This window comes from Enteroscipio rubneri, from assembly GCF_002899715.1.
Lineage (GTDB): Bacteria > Actinomycetota > Coriobacteriia > Coriobacteriales > Eggerthellaceae > Enteroscipio > Enteroscipio rubneri.
Window position 1 is genome coordinate 46,485 of the sequence record NZ_PPEK01000012.1, and the last position, 22,125, is coordinate 68,609.

Annotated in this window: 24 protein-coding genes; 17 read left to right on the forward strand and 7 right to left on the reverse strand. The window is 57.4% G+C overall.

The window, feature by feature from the left end:
• Positions 1 to 62: 62 nt before the first annotated feature.
• The 3 genes from C2L71_RS09420 to C2L71_RS09430 all read right to left on the reverse strand — a co-directional run bounded on the left by C2L71_RS09420 (position 63) and on the right by C2L71_RS09430 (position 1,498).
• Positions 63 to 608 (reverse strand): UPF0158 family protein, encoded by a 546-nt coding sequence (locus tag C2L71_RS09420; protein WP_103265513.1) that lies wholly within the window; start codon positions 606 to 608, stop codon positions 63 to 65.
• A 27-nt stretch (positions 609 to 635) separates the two neighbouring features.
• Entirely contained in the window at positions 636 to 1,166 is a 531-nt protein-coding gene (locus C2L71_RS09425) for an RQC-minor-1 family DNA-binding protein (protein ID WP_103265514.1), read from the reverse strand.
• A gap of 170 nt (positions 1,167 to 1,336) precedes the next feature.
• Entirely contained in the window at positions 1,337 to 1,498 is a 162-nt protein-coding gene (locus C2L71_RS09430; protein ID WP_204600477.1) for a hypothetical protein, read from the reverse strand.
• Between the two features lie 159 nt (positions 1,499 to 1,657).
• Here C2L71_RS09430 and C2L71_RS12050 point away from each other — a divergent pair, with 159 nt between their 5' ends.
• From C2L71_RS12050 to C2L71_RS09455, 6 genes are all read left to right on the forward strand, one after another.
• Complete coding sequence (locus tag C2L71_RS12050) at positions 1,658 to 1,834, forward strand: hypothetical protein (RefSeq protein WP_157938962.1); 177 nt, start codon at positions 1,658 to 1,660, stop codon at positions 1,832 to 1,834.
• Positions 1,835 to 1,996: 162 nt separating this feature from the next.
• The gene (locus C2L71_RS09435; protein ID WP_103265516.1) at positions 1,997 to 2,197 is read left to right on the forward strand and encodes a hypothetical protein; all 201 of its coding nucleotides are present in this window, start codon (positions 1,997 to 1,999) and stop codon (positions 2,195 to 2,197) included.
• A gap of 13 nt (positions 2,198 to 2,210) precedes the next feature.
• The gene (locus C2L71_RS09440; RefSeq protein ID WP_103265517.1) at positions 2,211 to 4,232 is read left to right on the forward strand and encodes a site-specific DNA-methyltransferase; all 2,022 of its coding nucleotides are present in this window, start codon (positions 2,211 to 2,213) and stop codon (positions 4,230 to 4,232) included.
• On the forward strand, positions 4,232 to 6,823 hold the full coding sequence (locus tag C2L71_RS09445; protein ID WP_103265518.1) for a DEAD/DEAH box helicase family protein: 2,592 nt from the start codon (positions 4,232 to 4,234) through the stop codon (positions 6,821 to 6,823). The genes C2L71_RS09440 and C2L71_RS09445 overlap by 1 nt, the downstream gene beginning before the upstream one ends.
• A 1-nt stretch (position 6,824) precedes the next feature.
• Positions 6,825 to 7,286: a hypothetical protein gene (locus tag C2L71_RS09450; RefSeq protein WP_103265519.1), complete on the forward strand. Its 462-nt coding sequence runs from the start codon at positions 6,825 to 6,827 to the stop codon at positions 7,284 to 7,286.
• A complete protein-coding gene (locus C2L71_RS09455; RefSeq protein ID WP_129588500.1) occupies positions 7,276 to 8,109 on the forward strand; it encodes a hypothetical protein in 834 nt (277 codons plus the stop codon). Before C2L71_RS09450 ends, C2L71_RS09455 begins: the two co-directional genes overlap by 11 nt.
• Positions 8,110 to 8,690: 581 nt before the next feature.
• Here C2L71_RS09455 and C2L71_RS09460 read toward each other — a convergent pair.
• The 4 genes from C2L71_RS09460 to C2L71_RS09475 all read right to left on the reverse strand — a co-directional run bounded on the left by C2L71_RS09460 (position 8,691) and on the right by C2L71_RS09475 (position 11,718).
• Complete coding sequence (locus C2L71_RS09460) at positions 8,691 to 8,984, reverse strand: hypothetical protein (protein ID WP_103265521.1); 294 nt, start codon at positions 8,982 to 8,984, stop codon at positions 8,691 to 8,693.
• Positions 8,974 to 10,908, reverse strand: coding sequence for a hypothetical protein (locus C2L71_RS09465; protein ID WP_103265522.1), 1,935 nt, complete (start codon positions 10,906 to 10,908; stop codon positions 8,974 to 8,976). The genes C2L71_RS09460 and C2L71_RS09465 overlap by 11 nt, the downstream gene beginning before the upstream one ends.
• Positions 10,909 to 11,059: 151 nt before the next feature.
• Positions 11,060 to 11,479 (reverse strand): DUF6508 domain-containing protein, encoded by a 420-nt coding sequence (locus C2L71_RS09470; protein WP_129288588.1) that lies wholly within the window; start codon positions 11,477 to 11,479, stop codon positions 11,060 to 11,062.
• Between the two features lie 17 nt (positions 11,480 to 11,496).
• A complete protein-coding gene (locus C2L71_RS09475; RefSeq protein WP_103265524.1) occupies positions 11,497 to 11,718 on the reverse strand; it encodes a hypothetical protein in 222 nt (73 codons plus the stop codon).
• Between the two features lie 582 nt (positions 11,719 to 12,300).
• On the opposite strand from C2L71_RS09475, the gene C2L71_RS12355 reads away from it, so the two are divergent.
• From C2L71_RS12355 to C2L71_RS09530, 11 genes are all read left to right on the forward strand, one after another.
• Complete coding sequence (locus C2L71_RS12355) at positions 12,301 to 12,477, forward strand: excisionase family DNA-binding protein (protein ID WP_275664975.1); 177 nt, start codon at positions 12,301 to 12,303, stop codon at positions 12,475 to 12,477.
• 95 nt (positions 12,478 to 12,572) lie between these two features.
• Positions 12,573 to 12,815 carry a MerR family transcriptional regulator gene (locus C2L71_RS09485; RefSeq protein ID WP_039689039.1) on the forward strand — a complete coding sequence of 81 codons (243 nt, stop codon included), beginning with the start codon at positions 12,573 to 12,575 and terminating at the stop codon, positions 12,813 to 12,815.
• Between the two features lie 7 nt (positions 12,816 to 12,822).
• On the forward strand, positions 12,823 to 13,308 hold the full coding sequence (locus tag C2L71_RS09490; RefSeq protein ID WP_103265526.1) for a helix-turn-helix domain-containing protein: 486 nt from the start codon (positions 12,823 to 12,825) through the stop codon (positions 13,306 to 13,308).
• Between the two features lie 15 nt (positions 13,309 to 13,323).
• Entirely contained in the window at positions 13,324 to 14,157 is an 834-nt protein-coding gene (locus C2L71_RS09495) for an ATP-binding protein (RefSeq protein ID WP_103265527.1), read from the forward strand.
• Between the two features lie 169 nt (positions 14,158 to 14,326).
• A complete protein-coding gene (locus tag C2L71_RS09500; RefSeq protein ID WP_103265528.1) occupies positions 14,327 to 14,851 on the forward strand; it encodes a peptide ABC transporter substrate-binding protein in 525 nt (174 codons plus the stop codon).
• A gap of 30 nt (positions 14,852 to 14,881) precedes the next feature.
• On the forward strand, positions 14,882 to 15,430 hold the full coding sequence (locus C2L71_RS09505; protein ID WP_103265529.1) for a hypothetical protein: 549 nt from the start codon (positions 14,882 to 14,884) through the stop codon (positions 15,428 to 15,430).
• The gene (locus C2L71_RS09510) at positions 15,427 to 17,268 is read left to right on the forward strand and encodes a VirD4-like conjugal transfer protein, CD1115 family (protein ID WP_103265530.1); all 1,842 of its coding nucleotides are present in this window, start codon (positions 15,427 to 15,429) and stop codon (positions 17,266 to 17,268) included. Before C2L71_RS09505 ends, C2L71_RS09510 begins: the two co-directional genes overlap by 4 nt.
• A 174-nt stretch (positions 17,269 to 17,442) precedes the next feature.
• Positions 17,443 to 17,658: a hypothetical protein gene (locus tag C2L71_RS09515; RefSeq protein WP_039689029.1), complete on the forward strand. Its 216-nt coding sequence runs from the start codon at positions 17,443 to 17,445 to the stop codon at positions 17,656 to 17,658.
• A gap of 9 nt (positions 17,659 to 17,667) precedes the next feature.
• Positions 17,668 to 18,078, forward strand: coding sequence for a PrgI family protein (locus C2L71_RS09520; RefSeq protein WP_103265531.1), 411 nt, complete (start codon positions 17,668 to 17,670; stop codon positions 18,076 to 18,078).
• Positions 18,079 to 18,106: 28 nt separating this feature from the next.
• A complete protein-coding gene (locus C2L71_RS09525; RefSeq protein ID WP_420841325.1) occupies positions 18,107 to 20,536 on the forward strand; it encodes a VirB4-like conjugal transfer ATPase, CD1110 family in 2,430 nt (809 codons plus the stop codon).
• A 14-nt stretch (positions 20,537 to 20,550) separates the two neighbouring features.
• Positions 20,551 to 22,119, forward strand: coding sequence for an NlpC/P60 family protein (locus C2L71_RS09530; RefSeq protein WP_420841323.1), 1,569 nt, complete (start codon positions 20,551 to 20,553; stop codon positions 22,117 to 22,119).
• The last annotated feature ends 6 nt before the right edge of the window (positions 22,120 to 22,125 follow it).

Genomic DNA, 22,125 nt, shown 5'->3' on the forward strand with positions numbered 1-22,125 from the left:
GAGTCCACCTCCCGGAGGGCGAATATGGGGGCAATCGAGGAGCCCCGCGCTCGCGGCCTTCGCTACTGCGCGTCCGCGCCCGCCGGGATCAGCCCGTTGTCTTCGAACCAGTCGCGGGCGACCTCGCGCATGCGCTCCTCGCGGTAGGCGAACCAGTCGTTCAGGAAGCCCAGGTTGGCGGCGCGGTCTTTGAACCGGCGATAAGGGTGGCGCTCGAAGGCCGCGTCGAGGAGGAGGCTGCCCATCGGGTCGGGCTGCTCGCGGGCGAAGTCGCGCATCCAGCGGAGGTCCTCGATGTCGTAGGAGTCGGGAAGCGGGATCCAACCGTCGGCTTCCAGGTCGGGCTCGGGCTGGTCGACGTCTCCGTAAGCGAACCGATCGAAGGAGGTGTGCAGCTCGCCGGTGAGGGCGTTGTAGTAGGTCTGGTTGTCGTCGCTGGTCATCTCCATGGCTTCGACCACGTCTGCGAGGCTCAGCGACACCTTGCGACGGGGTTTGTCGTCGCTCGCAGGTTCTTCGGCCGCCTCGATCATCTCGTAAACGGCAGGGGATGCGGCGTTGCGCCCGCTTTTGCGTTTCTTCTCTTGGACCTCAATGCCTTCCGGCACCGCCGAGGAGGGCGTTGATCCTCTTCTTCACCTTGCCGTTCGTGTGGGGGAGCCACGTTTCGAGCGCTTGCCGGACGCCGGGACCGCCGGCGCCGTCAGCTTGCCGAGCGCGATGCGCACGCATTCCGGGTTGACGCTCTGCATCCGCTCGATGAAGCCGTCCTTTCCCTGCGAGGCGTCGCTCAGGAAGGCGGACAGGAGCTCGTCGGCGTAGGCGCGCTTCTCGATGTCCCACCCATTGTCGGTGTAGACGAGGACGGGTAGCCTCCCTTCGTACCGGATGGTGAGGTAGCCGTCTAAGATGCAGCGGTCGATCATATTCGTGATCAGCGCCAACGTCTTGTCGGAGAACGCGCCGTAGCACGGGTTGCCGTCCAGGTCGTGGGCGAGCACCTTCTGGTCGCGCGATCCTTTGAGGATCTTCGACAAGAGGGTTCGCCCTCCGGTCGCGATGATCGGGTCCGCGGCCCGCAGTATCGCGACGACCTCGTCATCGCTCAGCGCTTCGACGTCGCCGCAATCCAAACGAAAGCCGCGCTCGACTATTCTCCTCGCCATGCCGCATCACCCGATTCCAACTCGAAGGGTCCCAAAGCCGAACGCCGCCGCCCCCGTTCTGCCTGCGGTCATTCTACCATTGCTGCAAATCGGGTCGAGTGTGTCGAGGCTGCAATCCTTCTTCGGCGTGCTCCTCCCGGCGTTTCCTGCAGCGAGCGGCAGGGTCCTCTTCACAGCAGACCGTGTTTCTCGTAGAGCGCCAGCATCCGCTGGTACATGAGCCGGTTGCCGAGATACTGCTTGAACGTCGCCGACTTCTCCTTCTCCTGAGCCTTCAGCTTGTCCATCACGACCTTTTCGGACTCCATCTGGCGCTGGACCTCTTCCAGCATCGCCTCGAACGCTTGCAGCCGATCTATCCTTCACCTTCGCACGTTGATTTGCCCGCTATTCCCCCTTCTCGGCATTGTAAAGCGCGGGCGGGGTTGCGACGCGGATGCGCTGGTCGAATTGGCGTCGGTTGTGCGGGATTGAGGCAACGGGCGCGTGCTATGCTGGGGCAGGTTGTTCCTGGAGATAGGGGCTCGCATGAATGGTCGCAGGTTGCTTGCGCCTTGATCGGCGGGTTCGAGTTCCGCTTCGTCGAAGGGCTGCTCTCGGCGACGGGGGACGGCGAGGTCGTGGTGTGCGAGACGGGCGACGGCGCAAGAAGGTACGCGACGCGCTAGGCCCGGGAGGCCGGCGGAGGAGCGTCAATCGGCGTCGTGAACATCGCGCTGGTTTACGCCTTGCTCGTGCTCATGATGTCTATAGCTGTAAGGGCAAGAATTCCATTCGTGATAGAATGCAAGTATTGCTATTGCGCTTTACTGTAGCGACTTAGGAGTGTCGTGAAATACTCAGGACTTTTGGACGGCGGGGTCACTGAAGACCAGTTACATGAGTATTTTGCGGGCGGCAAACCCGATGCAATTACGCTTCGCGTGCCGGAGAATCCCAAAGATGCAGCAGCTGAGACTACACAACTTCGCGGTGTGATTTTCTCGGCTTTTATACGCGCGTGTGACAACGAGCTTTCCAAAACGCGTTAGGAGCTTCGAACTTATGACCAAGCAACGACTTGAGCTTACCTGGTACAACAAAGATATGACGCTTATTCCCACAGAAACAGGGAAATATGGATATACGTGGGTTGCGCCATCTGACCCTCGTTACTGCGAGACGCACACGCTCGTATTCGACAAATATATTCAGGGTGCCCAGACTCCGAAAAGTGATGAAATCGAGTACTCTAGTAGAGCTGATTTGCAACCCCAAAGTGACAATCTCATGATTCTCGGCGAATCTGGCGACGTATTGGAAACGTTGACACGCGTGCCAGAGCTAGCGGCAAAGTACTACGGCGCAGTTAAGCTTGTTTATATAGATCCACCATTCAATACGTCGCAAACATTTGAGTCGTACGAAGACAACCTTGAGCACTCTATTTGGTTGACTATGATGCGTGATCGGTTGCTACACCTCAAACAACTTCTTGCTCCTAATGGTTCTATTTGGGTTCACCTGGATGATGTGGAAGTGCATCGTATGCGCTTGCTCATGGACGAGGCGTTCGGAGCGCACAATTTCGTAGCGGAAATCTGCTGGGAGAAGACCTTTAAACCGAGAAACGATGCCAAAGCTGTGTCAGGCAGGCATGATGTGCTTTTGCTGTATCGGAAATCAGAGCAGAATGTGCTGAACAAACTTCCGAGAACGGTTGCTATGGATTCGGCATATAAGAATCCCGACAACGATCCTATGGGACCCTGGACAAGCGCTCCTGCAACGGCACCTGGAGCAAAAACGCACCAGGGGATGGTATTTGGAGTGCAGCATCCCATTACGGGAGAACTAATCTATCCCCCTATTGGACAATGTTGGCGCTTCGGGCAGGATCGCTTTCTTGATATATTGCGCGGCTGGAATGAATCATACGTTCTAAGAGAGATTGAGGATGCGGAAAAGCGAGCTGAGATATGCAATGTATCTACAAGTGAAGTGAGGAAGCAAGTTCCAGCAATCGTTATTCCGGGCTTTTCTTCTGCGACAGGCGAACATGTGTATAGGCGGGGACAGTGGCCGCTTGCGTACCTAACCGGAGGCGGTAAAGGGGGGTTCCGTAAAAAAACTTATCTATGCGATATGGAGCAGAGGGCCATCGAAGATCTTTGGTTTCAAGCCGAAGTTGGGTCAAACGACGAGGCGAAAAACGAAATAAAGATGCTCTTCCCTGGTGAGACGCCATTTTCTACGCCTAAACCAGAGCGATTGTTGGAACGTATCATTCATATTGCAACAGACCCAGGTGATATTGTACTAGATTGCTTTGCTGGTTCTGGCACTACGGCGGCAGTGGCACAAAAGATGGGTAGACGTTGGGTGACCTGCGAACTACTGGCAGCTACCTTTAAGCAGTTCACGCTGCCACGCTTGGAGAAAGTCGTGAACGACCAAGACCCCAGTGGCATATCTCGTACAAAAGGAGGGCGCGTTGTTACCGACGGTGTCGAATTGCCTGAGGGCGTAACGGCTGACGATGCAATGCAATTTTCAACTCTATTGAACAAGCTTATTGCAGACAATGACGAGCTGAAGAAAGACAAGGTTATTGCAACCCTGAAAGCTCTTGTTAAAACGCGGCGTGCAAAGGAAACCGTCAACTGGCGCGGAGGTGGAGGTTTCCAAGTAGCTCATCTTTCACCATCGTGTTTTGACTATGATGCAGAGCTTGGCCGAGTTCTACTGACCCCGGCTGCAGCTGGCGATATGCTTAAGCGCTCAGTCGCGGCAAACCTCGGATTCAGACTCCTTGATCCTGATGATGAGGCTGATGAGGATACCTTTGCAGCCCTCTGCTTCCATGGGCGTCGGGGAAATGCCTTCTTGTATGTCTACGAAGGTGTCGCAAGCGTGGGGCTTGTTAATTGGCTGGTATCGCGAATTAGGCCGAGCCAGACTATTGTACTGGCTGTCACGAGTGTGGCAGACGGTGTCCGCGAACACCTGCGTAGATCTTGCAAAGGATCGCGCATCGTGGTGATACCGGACGACATATTCCCCTGTTTGACGGGAGGCGATGAGTGATGGCTAAGAGGCTTAACATCTCTTTCGATTCCGATTTGCTTGAATCGATAAGCTCTGAATTTGATCTGCGTGCGCCCAATAAGGCTGCCTTGCGCAAACTCGTCTTCACGCTTGACGGCGATTATAGCCCTGACGTTATGCAGGTTCTCAACCTTGCCACAGGTGTTGGAAAGACGTATCTCATGGCTGCCTTCGTGGAATATCTGCGTTGTCAAGGCATCGGCAACGTTGTTATCGTGACGCCTGGCAAGACCGTGCAAGCCAAGACCGTAGCAAACTTTACACCTGGCAACCTGCGTTACATAGCAGGCTCTACGGTGCCGCCTGATGTGGTGACGCCGCAGGACTATTCGGCTTGGGTGAATCGCAGTACCGGGCAGTCGAACATAGCCTATGGGCGGGACGTGCCCGTTCTCGCATTCATTTTCAACATTCAGCAGCTTATCGCCCCGAAGAGCCTCGAGGGTGAAACTTACGGCACCGGGCAGGATGCCGTAAGGCGTAAGCCGCGGCGCTTCGACGAAAACGCGGGCGTGCTCTTTGATTACCTTAAAGAGCTCGATGATCTTGTGGTCATCGCGGATGAATCACATCTGTATTCCTCGAGTGCGGCGGCTTTCAATGCCGCGCTGCACGAACTCGACCCGGCGGCGACGATTGGGCTTACTGCTTCCGTTCAACCCGGTGACAATGTTATCTATACCTATCCTTTGCATCAAGCGATTAAGGACCAGTACGTTAAAACGCCCGTTCTTGCTTTTCGCAAGGGCGGATATGGTGCAGACCAAGCTTCAGAGGAGCAGCAACTAAGAGATGCGCTCCAACTACGCAAAATAAAGCAAACGTTTTACGACCTGTATGCAGAGCAAAATGGAAAAGCGCATCTTAATGCAGTAGCGTTCGTTGTGTGTTCGGACACCGACCACGCGACCCAGGTTTCAGATCTTCTCAGAACGCCGGAGTATTTGGGCAGTAGCATGGCTGTCCTGCAGGTTGACTCGAAACATGATGACGATACCACTCAATACCTACTCGAAAAGCTCGATGCCCCCGAGTCGCCTGTGCTCGCTGTGGTAAGCGTTAACAAGCTCAAGGAAGGCTGGGACGTTAAAAACATTGCCGTCGTTGTGACTCTAAGAGCCATGGCGTCTGAGGTGCTTACGCAGCAAACGATGGGGCGTGGGTTGCGTCTGCCATTCGGTAAGTATACCGATGTGTGGCAGATTGACCAGCTCGACATCATTGCCCATCAGTCATTCCGGGAACTTCTAGACGCCGAGGAAGTGCTCAAGCAGTTTGGCCTAGAAGAAGCAGTGGCAAGCGCTGAGAAGGGAAAGGTGGCTGCAGCTATTCGACAGGCGGCAGAGAATACCGGGGGAATACAAACGACCACCGCGCCCCAGTCGAAAACGTCCCAAAACACAGAAACGCAAGACGGCAGGCAGGGCTACGTGCAACCGAGTTTTGGAATGGAGCGTTCGAGCGGTGCACAAGACGAAATTCAGAATGGATCTCAGAGCGAGGCTCCTACTGTCGGGGCCATGGCCATCGGGGATGAGGGTTTCGCTAGTAACGAGGAGATTTCTCTCGAATATGTCACGATTGAGCGCAACCCTAGGTTCGCAGATGTCGCATACAGGTTTCCCGTCACAGAGATGCTCCTTGAGCAACAGCCTATCGACCTCGCTGACATCAGCGATAAAGCCATCGATGAAGCAGCCAAGCGCGTAACATCAACAGGTGATGTGCTTCTTAGAAAGGAGATTGTTGCTGCGCTCGGCGGCAAGCTACGTGCCATTGACGCCGAAAGTGCGGAGGTTGACTCAATTCACATTTCGAATAAGGATGCAAAAGACGCGCTTGTTAGGCTCGTGATGAACATGCACCTCATACCATCGACCAAGAACGTCGCAGAATACGTGAGCAGCTATTTGGTACCCAAGTTTATGAAGTGCATTACCTTTGATGACTGGACTGTAAAGTCCCTTGATTCCGCGCAGATGCAGCTTCACTCGCTTTTAAAAGAGTATATCGACGAAGTTCAGCGTTCGGCAAAAGAGGTGCCGCAGATTCACCCGAGGGAAATGAGGCTACTTGGATATTCGCTGCCTATGGGCGAGCGTGTTTACGAACCTATCGACTCCGTAGAGCAGTTCAAGCGTGGCCGTGTCTATTCGGGGTGGTTCAAATCGCTCTTTGCGGAGGAGTCATTCGATTCATACAGTGGAGAATATGAGCTTGCAAGGCTGCTCAACACTTCACCTCATATTGTTTGGTGGCACCGTCTGCATCCGCATGATCAGGCATACATTTACTTCAATTCGAAGGATCGATATTTCCCAGATTTTGTAGCCAGGGACGGCGCGGGCACGTATTGGATCATCGAGGGCAAAGACAAGCGCGGTCGTGACGATGCAAAGGTTCAGGCAAAACGAAAGGCGGCCGAGAAACTGGTGCGGAGGCTTGCAATCGAGGAGGAATATGTGGGGCAGACTTGGGGCTACATGATTGCTTACGAGGATGACATTGCGAAGGCTGACAGCTGGGACGATCTTAAGGTGCTTGCTCAGCCTGTGAGCAACGAGGTATAAGATGGCCGATGAGCTTAACTTTGCAATCGAAATACCCTGCGATGGCGACGGCTTCGTTCTCCTACAATGTTCACAATGTGGCGAACTCTTCAAGCTAAGACCAGATGACTGCGAATCTGATGAAGTCGCAGAGATTTGCTGCCCCTCCTGCGGCATCGCTTCGGACAGCTACGTCACCGATGATGTCTTAGAGTTCGCCATGGCTGTTGCAAAGAACGAGGCTTTTTCCGTGTTGCGTAAGGAAATGAAGGAACTTGAGCGCAAGACCAAAGGCAGGGCCGTCTCATTCAAGGCCGGAAACTTTCCAAAACCAGATGACGTGCCGGTCTTGCAGCCATCTATCGATACGCTCGCTGTTGCTACGTGTACGCACTGTAGGAGGCAGATGAAAGTCTCGCTGCTTCTGTCCATGTCTGTGTTCGTTTGTCCACTTTGCGGGGTGAGTAACTTTAATGACCGATAAAACGACTTTTAAGAAGACTCTCTACCTGTTCAATCAGGAATCTAACAGGCTCCTTCAATCCGACTGGGAAGAGTCACCCCGGCCTTTCGAACGATTTCTTGATCGCATGGAAGCCGAGCCAACAATTAAGAAGTATCTTGACGACTGCGTTGCGAACCATACGCCCGAAGGATTCGATGCTGCAGAGGACGTCAGAACAGTCGCAAAAGAGTTCGGCGCGACCTTCGGAAGTTTCAGCACAGTTCCTGAAGAGGAGAGCGCGGAAGTCTATCTGATACTCAAAGAAATTGTCGCTCAGAACATACAGGGACATAGCCATTTCTTCTATGGCTATGCACAGGGGAACAAATTCGCCGACATGTACAAGGGATTCTTAAATAAGGTTGCCCGACGCCTTATTGCGAACATAGGGAGTTATTTGACCATGATCGGAATCGAGATGGGCCTTGATGGTGGCGACTCGCCGACAGCCAACTTTTATGGCTCGGTGCAGAACGCTCAGATAAATCAACCTACAGGCAGTGCTAAAGTCTATGCATCGCAGGCTAGAGTCATGAACGCAAGCGATATTAACGGCTTACTTGAAGCTATTCTGACAGCTGCGGTAGCGGAAATTGACGACAATGAAACGATTGAAGATGTGCGTGATAACGTTGAGGCTATCCGCGATCAAGTAGAGAGCGACAAGCCAAAGCGCGGCGTTCTCAAGAGCGCCCTCAGGTTCTTGGGCAGCATAAATGGTGGCACGCAGTTCACTGCCGCTGTGGTGCAGATAATCGAGTTCTTCAACGAAAGCGGATTCCAATTGCCCTTTCCTGATTAGACAGACGGCTTAACAGCCTACCTGGCGACTTGAATCGATAATGCCCCATGTTGGCTTGGGTGTGGACATGGGGCATTCGATCTGTTTGAAGCGTTCTGCTGGTTGAATCTTTCGGATTTTGTCTCTTAACGGATAAGTCACTCCCACTCTATAAATTGAGTTTCGCGTCTCGTCTACCTGGTAGCGTAGATTATCCGCTCGGCGGACGTGGCGACACTATACGTACACCATAAACTGGAGTGGGACAACTCTGGGTCAAAAACTCTTACCCAAATGAAACTCAGGGGCGTTGGGTAACGCTTTTGTCCCAGTAGCCGATTGGGTGGGGTAGAGCAGTCAAATCCTCCCCTTTTCGACCTTTTTGCGGCACCATGACCCAAAAGCCACCCGCTACAAATGCAAGGCAATAAACGCAAAGCAAAATGATAATGCCTTAACCCCAGGTCAGAGCCTTGTAGGTCTTTCACTATTCACTTGGAATAAATGCAGGTGGCTTGAGCATGATTTCAACGCGTTCACTGGGACGAATTGTCCCAGTGTAGATAGCTGTCGAATCTATGCCTCTCAAATTGAATCTGGAGTTACTTCTTTATCTCGTTTTGATCGGTTGTGTCTTCTGCGTCTGAAGGATTGACGAAGCTAGAAAGAAACGCTGTTTGCCAGACCTTGAAAAGAGGAGATGCCTTTTTGGTCCTTTTTTCCCATCTATCAAGCAGGTCGAGATACTTCGCTTCGTCTGCTTCGTTATGTGCATCCCTGACCTTATAAGCAAGGTCATTGCACTCAGCGCAGAAATTAAGCTTTCCGCCATCGAATGTAATTTGGGCAAAAGACTCGAACAGCTTCTTTTTTCGACCGCAGCAATCACATTTCATCGTCAAGTCCTCCTTCGATAATTACCTCGCTGATGTTTTGTTCCAATAATTGTTCGTCCGTACGGGAGATCGTCTTTCTATTTGAAATCGCCTTTTTAATCTTTGGCTCTAGGTAATCAAGGATGTCTCGCTCTTGTGAATTCGAGTTGATGAGTTGCTTCTGGAGCTTTGATAGCGCTTTATTGTCTTCTGCAAGAGCCTCAAACAGTTTGTCCTGTTCCTCCGCAGAAAGCATGTAATCGAACAGTGAGTTCACGAGAACCGCGTTGAACATTCTCGTAGTGATGATGCAATCATCCTCCTTGAAGACGTTACCAACCGCCTTGGTCGTTGCCCCCGCGATTCCGCCAACCGCCATCCCTACACCCAAGCCGATAGCCTTTCCTGCGGACTTGTTTATAGACCCGCCAATCTTTTTTCCGATTACCCCTCCGGCCACAGCCGTACCGCCGATGCTGCCACCAAACGAGGCCAGAAGAGAAAGCATGTTCTTTACGTACTGGGCGCCTGACATTTTCCTCGAAACGACATCAAACGTATCAGGGACGGCAAAAACTACGAACATGACGCATTCGGCAAGCGCATTTGACCCGAGAAACTTCACGAAGCTCTTTTGCGCCGCGGTGCCATAAATAGCCTTTTTGCCAGCCAGAGCCCGAAAAGCGTTAATGAATCCTTGGACAAATTGCTTATCAAGGTTTTGGCTGAGGCTAACAGCCACGGGTTGAAGGGCATTCGCTGCTCCAGTTCGGGATATCTGAGAAGCCAGGATGCTGCCGGCAAAGCTCAACCCGTATACTTTCAAGCCAGTCCAAAGGGCGGTCTTCGCCGCAGCTTTCGGGTCCTTTGTTTTCCATAGTACTTGAGCAAACGCCACAATCGAGGAAATCCCGAATGCAGAGAGGCATCCAATCGCTCCCGTCGCGGCGTCGTAGGTAATGGATTCGACTGTACCCGCCTTCGCAAGGTTCAGCGCCTGCGAATAAGAAAGACGACCTTTTCTGATGATGTCGTATGCAGCTTCGGGATCGGATACTCCAGGTACCTGACCTGATGATATTTTCGACTTCATTCTGTCAATCGCTGCGGCGTACTGGTCGGAAGGGACCTCTACTTTCATCGGTTTTCCAGAGAGGTCTAGATAGCGAAAAGTTTTTTGTCCTGAAGAGTTCGCATTAAAGCACGCGTCTACGGATGCGTTCGCCGTTTTGCAGTACTTACATTGGACGGGAGCGGCATTCACGATCTTGTCAGGACCATTTTTTGCGTTGTCTCGTCCAACGACCGATGACTGCTCGCCATGGAGCACGTCAAGCAAAGCTCCTGCTTCCTCGGCGTATATTCCATGCCCAGTCTTAGTTTGGTCGGACCCATAAGCGGCATTGAACATTACCGCCTCAGAGTTAACGGCATTAATCGCACTGAAAGACGAGTTTTTAAGAACCTCTTCGGCGGCATTGCGACGTCGAATGAAATCGTCTCGATAGCCGTTAAGCAACTTACATAGGTCTGAACTTGCAAACCTAGCAATCTCGGAGTCACCGGTCTTTAATACGTAATGCTTCTTCGGACCGTTTCCGACTTCAATCACTACGTAATCCTCGGGTGAGTAATACTCCCAAGGAATAATCCGGTACATCGTCTTAGGTGGCTTTGTTTTCTCGTTGCGGCCCTTTGTTACATTATCTGCTTTTATTGCCTTTGCGTTTGCTTTGACTTCGTCCTTGGACGCCTTTACCACAAGAGCCTGTTTCGTCAGAACAACACCTGCTGGATAGCCTCCGAAATTCAGGATGTCAGCCCAGAGGATGTCGTAATCGCTTGGGACAGGTAAATATCTCTGAATCTTCCTTACGTTCTTTTGTGACAGTTTCGTACTCGAATCGGGGAGATTCTTGATTAGTCTTTCTAAGGTTGGGTCCATATACACTCTTTCGTTGTCTGACAAGGGTATTTTAATCCTTGAGATTGCTTTCAGTTGCTAGCTTTAGGAGACGGGTTGTACGGCCAGGGATCCTGGCAGAGTCGTAAACGAAACTACTGACTCAAATCAACTGGGACAATTTGTCCCAGTGCTACTGCTCGTCGAGTTCGGCAAGTCGCTTCATCCATTCGAGCATCTTCCCGCTCTCCAGGTAGTGGAGCAGTAGCCCCTCGCAGAACCTGTCCTGGCGTACGATCGCCAGGATCATCGCCAGCGTGCACTTCGCATCGCAGGCGGAGGCGTCAACGGCCTGGATGTCGTCCACGCCGTGCAGCCCGTAGCTCTCCAGGACTCCCATGTAATCATGCACGTCCATCACTTCGCTCAGGTCCTCCACGCACTCGTGGACCGCCTCGATGAGCATCTCGCCAGCCCTTCCGTACCCGACGAAGGGCATCTGGACCGGATCGTCCGACGCTCCCCTGTGCTCGGCGTCCACGATCCACTCGCCATGCTTCCCCTCGTCCTCGAGGGCGGGGATGATGCTCGTGATCTTCTCGAATCTTCTCAACGCAATCACCTCGTCATCTACTGTGACAGAATGTCGCAGTGGCCCCACTCGTGCCCGCAGGCGTTGCAATGCCACTTGGGGTCGTCGCCGGTGACGCAGCAGCCTCCAAGGACCACGCGGCCCTCCTCGAGGTCGCTTTCCAGCTGCTCGCTGTAGGCGGGCATACCCCAGAGGATGGCAGCCACGCTGCCGCTCCCGCACTTCGGGCATGCGGGGCGTCTTCCGTTCTCGTCGGCCATAGGATCCCTCCCATTCCCCGGGGCGGAGCCCCGTCGTCAAAGGTTTCGTGCGGTTACCATTCTAAAAGCGAGGACGTGCGAGCGGTGTCCGTTAAGACGGACATGCTTCCAACGCCTCGGGAAATACCATTTCCTAAGCTCGCCAGAGGTGTGCGAGCCTGTCGGTCAAGCCTGCCTGCACGTAAGAGCAGCATAAACACAGCACGGGTGGTGATGCGATGTACGTCAGGAACAGTTAGCGCCGGGCGAAGGTCGCATTTCAGCATTGGCGCTGAGCATCCTGCACCGTCGAATAGCGAGGCACTTTCACAGCTGCTGGGACAATCTGTCCCAGCGAGACATCCAACCGATATTATGCCAATTTCTTGAATATGGGACTTAGGGAACCCAAGGGAACCGAAGCCCATTCCCCTCAAAAGACTCCTTTCCCGCTTTCGTGTAGAAGGCTGATGAACGTACATGGCGTAACGCCGCGGAACGCAGCGATACGGCGCGGAAAGGATAGGAGGACGCATGAGACCACAAAGCGACTGCAGCGGCTGCACTGATCAGAACCAGGCCGCGAGTGGCCCCAGCGAATGGATGACCGTAGCCGAAATGCAGGAATACATGCATGCCGGAAGGACCAAGGCCTATGAGCTCATCAAGGCCGGAGAGGTCAGGTCGTACAGGCTGGGAAGGAGGATTCTCGTGAACAGGCTGTCCCTTGACCGATACATAAAAGCAAACGGAACACTTGGCGACCAACCGAACAAATGAGGTCCGAGCCATGTTGATTGCACCCGAAGCTTCGGCGCTATCGAAGGGCGAGGCATCGTCTTGCCGCCTCAAACGAACTCGAAACGAGGCAGACGATGAATGATGCAACAGGACCTAGACCAGTGCCACCTCAGGACTACTACAGCGCCCAGCAGGTGATGGACTTGCTGAGAATAAGCAAGAGAAGGCTGTACGAGCTCGCGGAACGCGACGATGACCCGCTGCCCCTCAGGACTTTCCCGGGGGCAAAGCGTGGATCGATAGCGGATCGGAGGGAGCTCCGCGATTGGGTCCTTCGCAACACCGTCCTAGTCCGCGAGCGCGAGCAAAGGGGCTAGGAGAAAAATGAAGGACATCAAGAGCGAGGGTGATGAGCGCGCTTCCCCTGAAGGGTTCATCACGTTGCATGGGTTCATGATGAAAGGAATGGGACTCTCTGGAGTCCCGCTCCTCGTCTTTGCCCGCATCTACGGCTTCAACTCGGCAGGATTGGACTTTTATGAGAGCAAGCCCCATCTCGCAAGCTTCCTGAACACAACGGAGAGGTCCGTATACAGGGCCTTCTCGGACCTACTCGAAAAGGGGCTGATCCAGGAGTCGGGCTCCCATCGACACGCAAGCGGCGCCGAGACGAAGTGCTACTCGGTCGTATGGTCGGCCATTCCCCCGAGGGCGAGGGGTCCAGACCCTGACAAAACGTCACCCCCTGACAAAACGTCACCCTCTGAAATCTTGTCAGTCGAAAGGGCGCAGGGGGATGACGAATCTTCAGTCCCCGGGCTGACGAATTGTCAGCCAATAAGAAAGGCCGATAACAAAGGTTTCAGATAGGAAAGGCGGCCTCGTTTGAAGGACGAGAGGAATCCATTCATTACGCTCGAGGAGGCAAGGGCCAGGGGATTGAGGTACTCCGAGCCGGAACCGGTTGCCTGCACGTACTGCGGGCGGGCAACCGTTCCCCTCGGCATCGAGTACGGCGGCGAGGTCAGGTGGATCACCCATGAGCCCTGCGGCTGCCCAGAAGAGCTCGAGGCAAAGCGGAAAGAAGAGGAGAGGGAGGCCAAGGAGGCCGAGTCCAAGCTCCAATCCAAGTTCCTCAAGGCGGGTGTCGCCAGGCGCTTCCTCGGCGCGAGGGTCGACCTCGAGGCATCGGCTCGATACCTGTCCAGCTTCGGGGGAAACGGGGGAGCCGGCCTCTACATCGAGGGATGCGTGGGCTCCGGAAAGACCTACGCGGCAAGCGCCATCGCGAAGGCGTTCGTTCTGTCGGGCTACAGCGTGGCCATGGGAACGACCCTCTCAATGCTCGAGGAGATCAAGCGCAGCTACGACGACGACCGCGCGCCTGGCATCAGCCGCTATGTCGGCAGCGACGTCCTGATCATGGACGACATAGGCAAGGAGACGACCAGCTCCTGGGCCCTCACAAACCTCTTCCAAATCGTCAACTCCCGCTACGAGGACATGCTCCCGACCATATACACGTCGCAGTACGACGTAGACACGCTGCTGTCCCGGATGGCCAGATACGGGGACCGCGAGACCGCCGAGGCGATCGTCTCGAGGATCGTGCAGACCTCGACGCATGTCCGCCTGCCGAATAGGGACAGAAGGCGCGAATCCAGCTTTTTCGGTGAAGACGGAACCAAGGGAACCCAAGGGAACCTTAGGCGTCGATGACGGCGGCAGGGTCCCTCCCACTGTTGGTATAAGCGCATTTGGCGGCGAGGAAGAGCTGGTCAGCTGAAACATCCCCGCAAACGAAAACCGAGCTCGTGACTCCTAGCGCCTCGCCGCCGCCAAGCAGAGACCCGCTGGGACAGATTGTCCCACCGACGAAAGGACCGACATGGAGGGCTTCGCACCCATCACAGGAGAGGAGCACGAGCTCCTCGTGGCCAAGTGCCAGGAGAACGGCTGGCTCAAGCGCGGCGGCTACGACTGGCAGGATGACCCCTTCATGGAGGAATACCCCTACGAGTTCTCCAAGGCCGAGAGCATCGAGGGTCTCCGCAACGCGTTCGCGCGCGGGAACTGGGCCATCAGGCAGGGTTTCGTCTACGAGGACCTCGCCTTCATCCAGCAGGTCAACGGCGGCGACGAATGGTGGACCTGCAAGCGCTTCGACGGGGAATGGATCGACTTCGAGAGCTGGAGCTTCGGTCGGATATCGCTAGACCCCGCGGAGTTCGAGGACGCGATGCTACATATGCGTCACGCGACCAAGGAGGAGTGCACATCCCTGCGCTACATGGACTCGAAGATACCCGAGAGGCCTCAGAGCCTCGCCGACAGGGCCCAGGGAGCCATCCAGGCGTCAGCAACGCTCGATTCCGCAACTCAGCACCGACAAGGACCCAACCACACCAGATAAGCCAGGAAACTTAGAGAAAGGCGGCATGTTATGCCAAGTGACTACGGGGACGACTCCGGCGAGAAGCTCGTCGACTGGATGCTGAGAATCGGGCAGGATGCGGGCGGCGCGGCGATGTCGGCAAGCGCCGAAAGGCTCGCAAACGCCTTCAGGAACGCGCGCGGCCAGGTCGCAGGGACCCCGGACGCCGTCGCCGAAGAACTGGAAGACGCGCCTCAGTGGGCGAAGCTCAGCATGGCTGAGTTCGAGCCGCTTCCGGAATACGAATCCATCAGGCAGCTCATCGACGAGGAGCTGGACAGGGCCTCCATCGAGCATGCCTTCCACAACGATGGCGAGCGTGGCTTCCTCGTGTTCAAGGTCGAAGACGCGCCGGACGTCGACGAGGTTTTCGCGGACCTCGAGAGGAAGGCGTCCGAGGCGCTTGACGAAGCCAAGGAGAGGATCGCCCAGCCCAAGTCCAGGGATGCTGAGAGGCTCGCCGTGAAAGCCGAGCAGGCCAAGGCCGCCTCGGCCGCAAGCAAGGCAGCCCGAGAGCAGGTTCGCCAGGTGGAGCGCTTGGAGCAGAAGGCGCGATGAGAAGCGATGTGCTCTTCACCGCCATATGCTCGGCGATCTCCTTCCTCGTCGGAAACGTCATCGCGGGCCATGCCCAGGAAACCGGGGCCAACCCGCTCATGGCGGGTGGGGGATTCGCGGAAACCCTCCCCGACTCCCTTGCATCGGGCCACCTCTTCTACGCAGACACCCTCTCCGTCGCGATCGGCGCGGCCTGCGCCTGCGCGGTGTGGCTCTTCTGGGCCAGGGAGGCTGAGCGCATGGGAAACTACCGGCGCGGCGAGGAGCATGGAAGCTCCAGGTGGGCGACCGCCAAGGAGATGGGGGCCTACGCGGATTCCAAGGATCCGGACAACAACGTCATCCTCTCCTCGCGATCCAAGAAGCGCTTCATCGACACGTCCCACGACCAGAGGACGGAGACCAACAACAACATGCTCGTGGTGGGAGGACCCGGAACGGGCAAGACCCGCTACTACGTCAAGCCGAACCTCTACCAGCTGAACGCCAACTACTTCATCACCGACCCGAAGGGGACGCTGATCATGGACGTCGGCTGGCTCTTCGAGGAATCGGGCTACGACATCCTCACCTTCGACACCATCGACTTCTCCAGGTCCATGCACTTCAACCCTCTCGCCTACGTACGCGACGAGAAGGGCATCCTGAAGTTCGTGGAGTGCCTCGTGAAGAACACGACGGGCGACAAGGAGCATTCCGGCGACCCCTTCTGGGAGAACGCCGAGAAGCTCCTCTACACGGCGCTGGTGGGATACCTGATCGCCCACTGCCCGCCCGAGGACCGGAACGTCGGCGGCCTCATCATGCTGCTCGCCCTCGCAGACGCCCGCGAGGACGACGAGGACTACATGAGCCCGCTCGACATGCTCTTCAACGAGATCGAGACGGGCAGGCGCCTGGCCCCCAAGGCCACGGCCACCGCCTACGACCCCGAGCGGAGGGACTTCGACGAGGGGGTTGAGGCGTTCGAGTGGATCGAGGTCGGCAAGCCCGCGAAGCCGGAAGAGGACTTCTCCCTGGCCACCTACAAGCAGTTCAAGGTGGCGGCCGGCAAGACAATGAAGTCCATCATGGTCAGCTGCAACGTCCGCATGAAGCCCTTCGACATCGACGAGGTCCGCGAGCTCCTCTCCTACGACGAGATGGACCTCGGCCACCTGGGCGACGCGCGCAGGAAGACCGTGGTCTTCGCGTCCATGTCGGACACGGACTCCACCTTCGACTTCCTGTTCGCGCTGCTCATGCACTTGGCGATGGACACGCTATGCGAGGTCGCGCTCTCGAGGTTCCAGGGCCGGCTCCCGCGCCCCGTCCACTTCATGTTCGACGAGTTCGCCAACATCGGCCGGGTGCCCGACTTCGAGCGGATGATCACCGTGACGCGCAGCCGCAACATCGCTGTGTCGATGATCCTGCAGTCCCTCTCGCAGCTCAAGGAGACCTACGGCGACAACAACGCAGCCACCATCGTCAACGCCTGCGACACCTTCGTCTATCTCGGCGGCAAGTCAAACGAGACCAACAAGGAGATATCGGAGATGGTGGGCAAGCAGACCGTGAAGAACATGACGGTGAACGACTCCCGCGGAGCAAGCCCCTCCACCACGAGGAACTACGGCGTGTTCGAGCGAGACCTGATACAGGCCTCCGAGATAGCGCGAATGCCGAGGGACGAGGGATTGGTGCTGATCAACGGCGCGCAGCCCTTCGAGGACAAGAAATACGACCTGCGCAAGCATCCGAGGTCGGCAAGGCTCGAAGGCCGCGGTCCGTTCGACTTCAAGGAATACAGAGCGAGGAGGTGGGCCTATGAGAGGGATTCCCTCGTAGCTGAGTGAGGGTTGCGGCAAGCGCGCGGCGCACAAGGCATCGGAACGCTTCCACACATGCCGATGCTGCCGCAGCCCCATGCAAAGGAGCACGCACGTGCCCCTGAACCCAATTCTAACACCCCGCGACAGCCCATCTTCCACATGCGGGCCAGGGGTGACGATCACATGCAAAGGAGACACATGCTAAACAACATCATCAGCCTCGTTTCGGGCTGCGTGACGTTCCTGGGCGGCTTCCTCGTCGTCTGGGGCGCGGTCAGCCTCGGCCTCGCAATCCGCGAGCAGCAGGGCGGCAGCCAGATCGCGAGCGCGATTTCCACCATCGCCGGCGGCGCGATCATCATCGCCGCATCCATCTACTTCGGTCAGCTGGACACTTCCTGGCTCCCTAACTAGGAGGCCGGAATGTCCCTTCAGATCCCCGTCCAGAAGGACATCGGAGAGTACGAGGAGAAGATCGTCGGCAAGCTCAGCCTCAGGACGCTCGTCTGCGTGACCCTCGGCTTCGCAAGCGCCATAGCAACGGCGGCGATCATCTACTTCTGGGTCGGCATCGAGGTCTCGAATGCCGCCTTCCCGGTCATGTGCGCAAGCCTCCCGTTCTGGCTGGCAGGCTTCTGGCGGCCTTTCGGCATGAGGCTCGAGCAGTTCATCCCCAGGTTCGCCGCCCACCACCTCGATGACCAATCCCTCCTCTACAGGAGCCCGACCGACCCGGCAATCGCCGCAGTCAAGACGGGCAAGACCAACAAGCGCGCACGACGCGCAGCCAAGCGAAAGGGGGCAGAGCTCCATGAGCCAACGAAACAGCAATGACAGGAAGGCGCCGCAGGCCAGGCCCGGGATGCTGGCGCTGCTCCTTGGGGGCGCCGGCAAGGCCAGCAAGACCAAGAAGGCGAGCGACGAGAAGGCGAAATCCCAGAAGAGGCTCAGGCGCTCGGCGAAAGACGTATTGCGATACATCGGCTACGACGCCATGTACAAGGACGGCATAGCCCAGGTGGAGGACGGCCTCTTCAGCCAGACCATCGAGTTCTCCGACATCAGCTACCAATCCGCAAGAAAGGAGAACCAGGAGAACGTATTCACCGTGCTATCGAGCCTGTACAACTACTTCAGCGCGGACACCTGCTTCCAGCTCACCATCGCAAACGTGCCCATTCCCGACAGGGAGATCGGCAAGAGGGCGTTCTTCGAAAAGGGCGACGAAGCGACCTCCAAGTACGTCGAGGAGTACAACGGCATCCTCAACGACAAGATGAGGGAGGGCTTCTCCAACCTCGAGCGCCACAGGTACCTGACCTACATGGTCGGCGCCGCCGACGTCGACGGCGCAATCCCAAAGCTCTCGCGCATCAAGGGCGACTGCATCCAGACCCTCTCGCGAGTCCGGTGCCAGGCGCACGCCCTCGACGGCACCGAGCGCCTGCGCGCACTTCAGTCGCAGCTCAGGCCGAAAAGCGAGTTCACCTTCGACTGGGACAAACTGTCCCACAAGTCGAGCCTGCGCACCAAGGACCTCATCGCGCCCATGCTCATCGACTTCAAGCCCCAGGGCAGGGCGGACGCATTCAGGGTGGACGACGTCTATTGCCAAGTCCTGCTCATCAAGAGCTTCGGATCGGTGCTCGAAGACTACTACATCGCAAACATCATCGACCTCCCGATCCCGCTGTCCGTCAACATCCATGCCCGGCCCCTGGCTCAATCCGATGCGCTCGCCCTGGTGAAGGGCCAGCTCGACTGGATGGACAAGGAGATCATCGACGAGCAGCGAACCGCGGTGAGGAAGGGCTACGACTACACCATCCTGCCCCCTGAGCTCCGCTACTCGAAGGAGGAGGCCGAGGAGCTCCTCGACTTCCTCAGGAACAAGAACGAGAGGCTCTTCCGCTACACGGGCCTCATCTACACCTATGCGCCGACCCTGGAGGAGCTCGACAGGCAGGTCGAGCAGATCGTGAGCGTCGCCCAGGGCAACTCGCTGGGCGTGGAGCCGCTCTACCTGCGGCAGCGCGAGGCGCTCAACTCGGTTCTTCCCCTGGGCAACAACCACGTCGACGTCTTCAGGTACCTGACGACCGGCCAGATCGCCATGCAGATGCCGTTCGCAAGCCAGGAGCTGAACCAGCCCGGCGGCGGTTACTACGGCCAGTCCAAGCAGTCGGGAAACCTCGTCATCTGCGACCGAGGACTCCTTGCGAGCCCGATGGGCTTCGTTTGCGGAAAGCCCGGCAGCGGCAAGTCCTTCTCCGTCAAGAGGGAGATCACGAATACCATCCTCGCGCATCCCGGCGACGAGGTGATCATCTTCGACCCGGCCGGAGAGTACGGCAACCTCATCAGCGCCTTGGGGGGAGCGAACATCCGCCTTGCGCCGGGAACCGACACGACGCTCAACCCGTTCGATACGGCTGCCGTATCGGACCGCAGCGACGCGACCAAGCTCGCCTACAAGACAGACGCGATCCTGGCCCTCTCGTCCGCGCTCATGGCCGAGGGATCGGAAGGCCTGCCGGAGAACGACAGGTCCATCATCACGAGGTGCGTCGGCCTGGCCTACGACCGCTGCGCCCTCGAAGACAGGCTCCCGACCCTGGAGGACTTCCATGCCATCCTCGCGGAGCAGCCCGAGGCCGAGGCCAGGGACATCGCGCTTCGCTACGAGCGCTACGTCCATGGCGCCTTCAGCTTCTTCAACGGCCAGAGCAACGTCGGCTTCGAGAACAGGATCACCAACATCGACATGCACGAGCTGGGCCAGAACATGAAGGTGTTCGGCATGCTCACCGCCTTGGAGATGGTGAGGAACCGCGTCATGGTCACGCCTCCCAGGGATGTCGTAACGTGGCTCTACATCGACGAGGTCCAGTCCCTCTTCGGGCACCCGACCATCGTCGACTACTTCGCCAGGCTCTGGCGCGAGGGCCGAAAGTTCGGCCTCATCTGCACCGGAATATCCCAGAACACCTCGCACATGCTGCTCAACGCCAACGCGCGAGACATGGTGATCAACTCGGACTTCTTCCTGCTCCACAAGCAGGGCCCCGCCGACCTCGAGGCATGGACGGAGATGCTCGACCTCTCCACGGCAGAGAGGGGCTTCATCGACGAGTCCATCAAGGCCGGCGAGGGCCTCCTCGTTGCAGGCGGCATCCGAGTCCCGATCAAGGACGACTTCCCCAAGGGAGAGCTCTTCAAGCTGTTCGACACCAAGCCCGCGGCGATCGCGGAGCGCTCCATGCGCGAGGGCCCGATCGGCGGTGCGAAGTGACGAAGGCAAACGCCTTGTCCCAAAACGATGGCACGTCCATGGCCGACCTCGTCACCAACGAGAAGGCCACCCTGGCGAACACCGGCACCATCACCGACGACGAGGCCCAGATGCTATCGACCCTCACCGAGAGGAAGAGCGCAGCGGGCGTCAGGGAAGCCGCGGAACGCACGACGGGGCAAGCGAGGGGGCATAGGCGCACCTTCGCCTCGAAGGCGGAAGAGGCAGCTATCGCCGAGTCCGCAGCCGGGAAGAGCGGCATGGCCAAGGCGGTAGCCGCCAAGGAGATGCTTGCGAGGATGGCCGTCGACGAGCTCGACGACAGCGAGGAGCTCGAAGGGAGCTCCAAGGCCTACGACGCCCATCGATCCGCCAAGGCGATCAAGGGGCGCATCGCCTCGAGGAGGACAGCCAGAAGGGCGGGGGCCAAGTCCGCCACCGCGCTGGGCGCCAAGCAAGGCGCCAGCGCATCGTCTGCCGCGGCGACGGCGGAGGCGTCCAGGGTCGCGGCGGCCCAATCCGCGGCTGCGGCCTCCCAGGCCGCCGTCTCGTCCTCCGGCGCCGCTGCGTTCGGCGCAGCGGGCGGGGCCGGCGCCTCAATCGCGCTCGGATCGCTCGCGGCCATCGCCGCCTTCGTCATCGGCGTCCTGATCGTCAGCAACCTTGTCAGCGCCCTGTTCGGCTTCTGGGAAAACGAGGCGAACAAGCAATCGCTAGATGGCCTGCCGCCCTACATCACCTATGAGATGGTCGAGGCCGCGCTCGAATGCCAGGAGAAGTACGGGCATCCCGCCGGCTGCACCCTCGCGCAGATCATCGTGGAGAGCGGCCAGGGCGACACCATGAGCAGGCTTGCGACGCGAGACCACAACCTCTTCGGCATGAAGTGGGCGGGGAGCTTCGCGGGCTGCCCCGAGGTCGCAGGAAAGAGCGCCTGGGTGACCAGCGAGGAGTACACGGCCGGCGTCCACACGGCGATCACCGCGTATTTCACGGTGTTCAAGTCCGACGTCGACTGCATCAAGTTCAAGAGCAGGGTCTTCCTTCAAGCCGGAACGTATGCGAACAACGCAACCATCCGCGAGGCCATGGAGAAGCATGACTCGGACCTCATGGCGGAGGGCCTGAAGGATGCGGGCTGGGCCACGAGCTCGACCTATGTCGAGAGCCTCAAGTCCGTGATGGACACCTACGGCCTGAGAAGGTTCGACACCATGACGGTCGAGGACCTCAAGAGCTCGAGGGCGAACGCGAACACTATCGTGGCGGCCGCTTACAGCCAGCTCGGCGTCCCATACGTATGGGGCGGTTCGACTCCCGGCAGGGGCCTGGACTGCAGCGGACTCACCCAATACTGCTACAGGCAGGCCGGGATCGCCATCAGCCATTACACGGAGAGCCAGTACAGCGAGCTCACGCACATCCCCCTGTCCCAAGCGCAGCCAGGAGACATCCTCTACAAGCCGGGGCACGTGGCCATCTACATAGGAGAGAACAAGTACATCCACGAGCCCCATACCGGAGCCGTGTGCTGCATAGGAACGGGAATCGACTACTTCACCTGCGCGCTGCGCAAGGTATGACGAAAG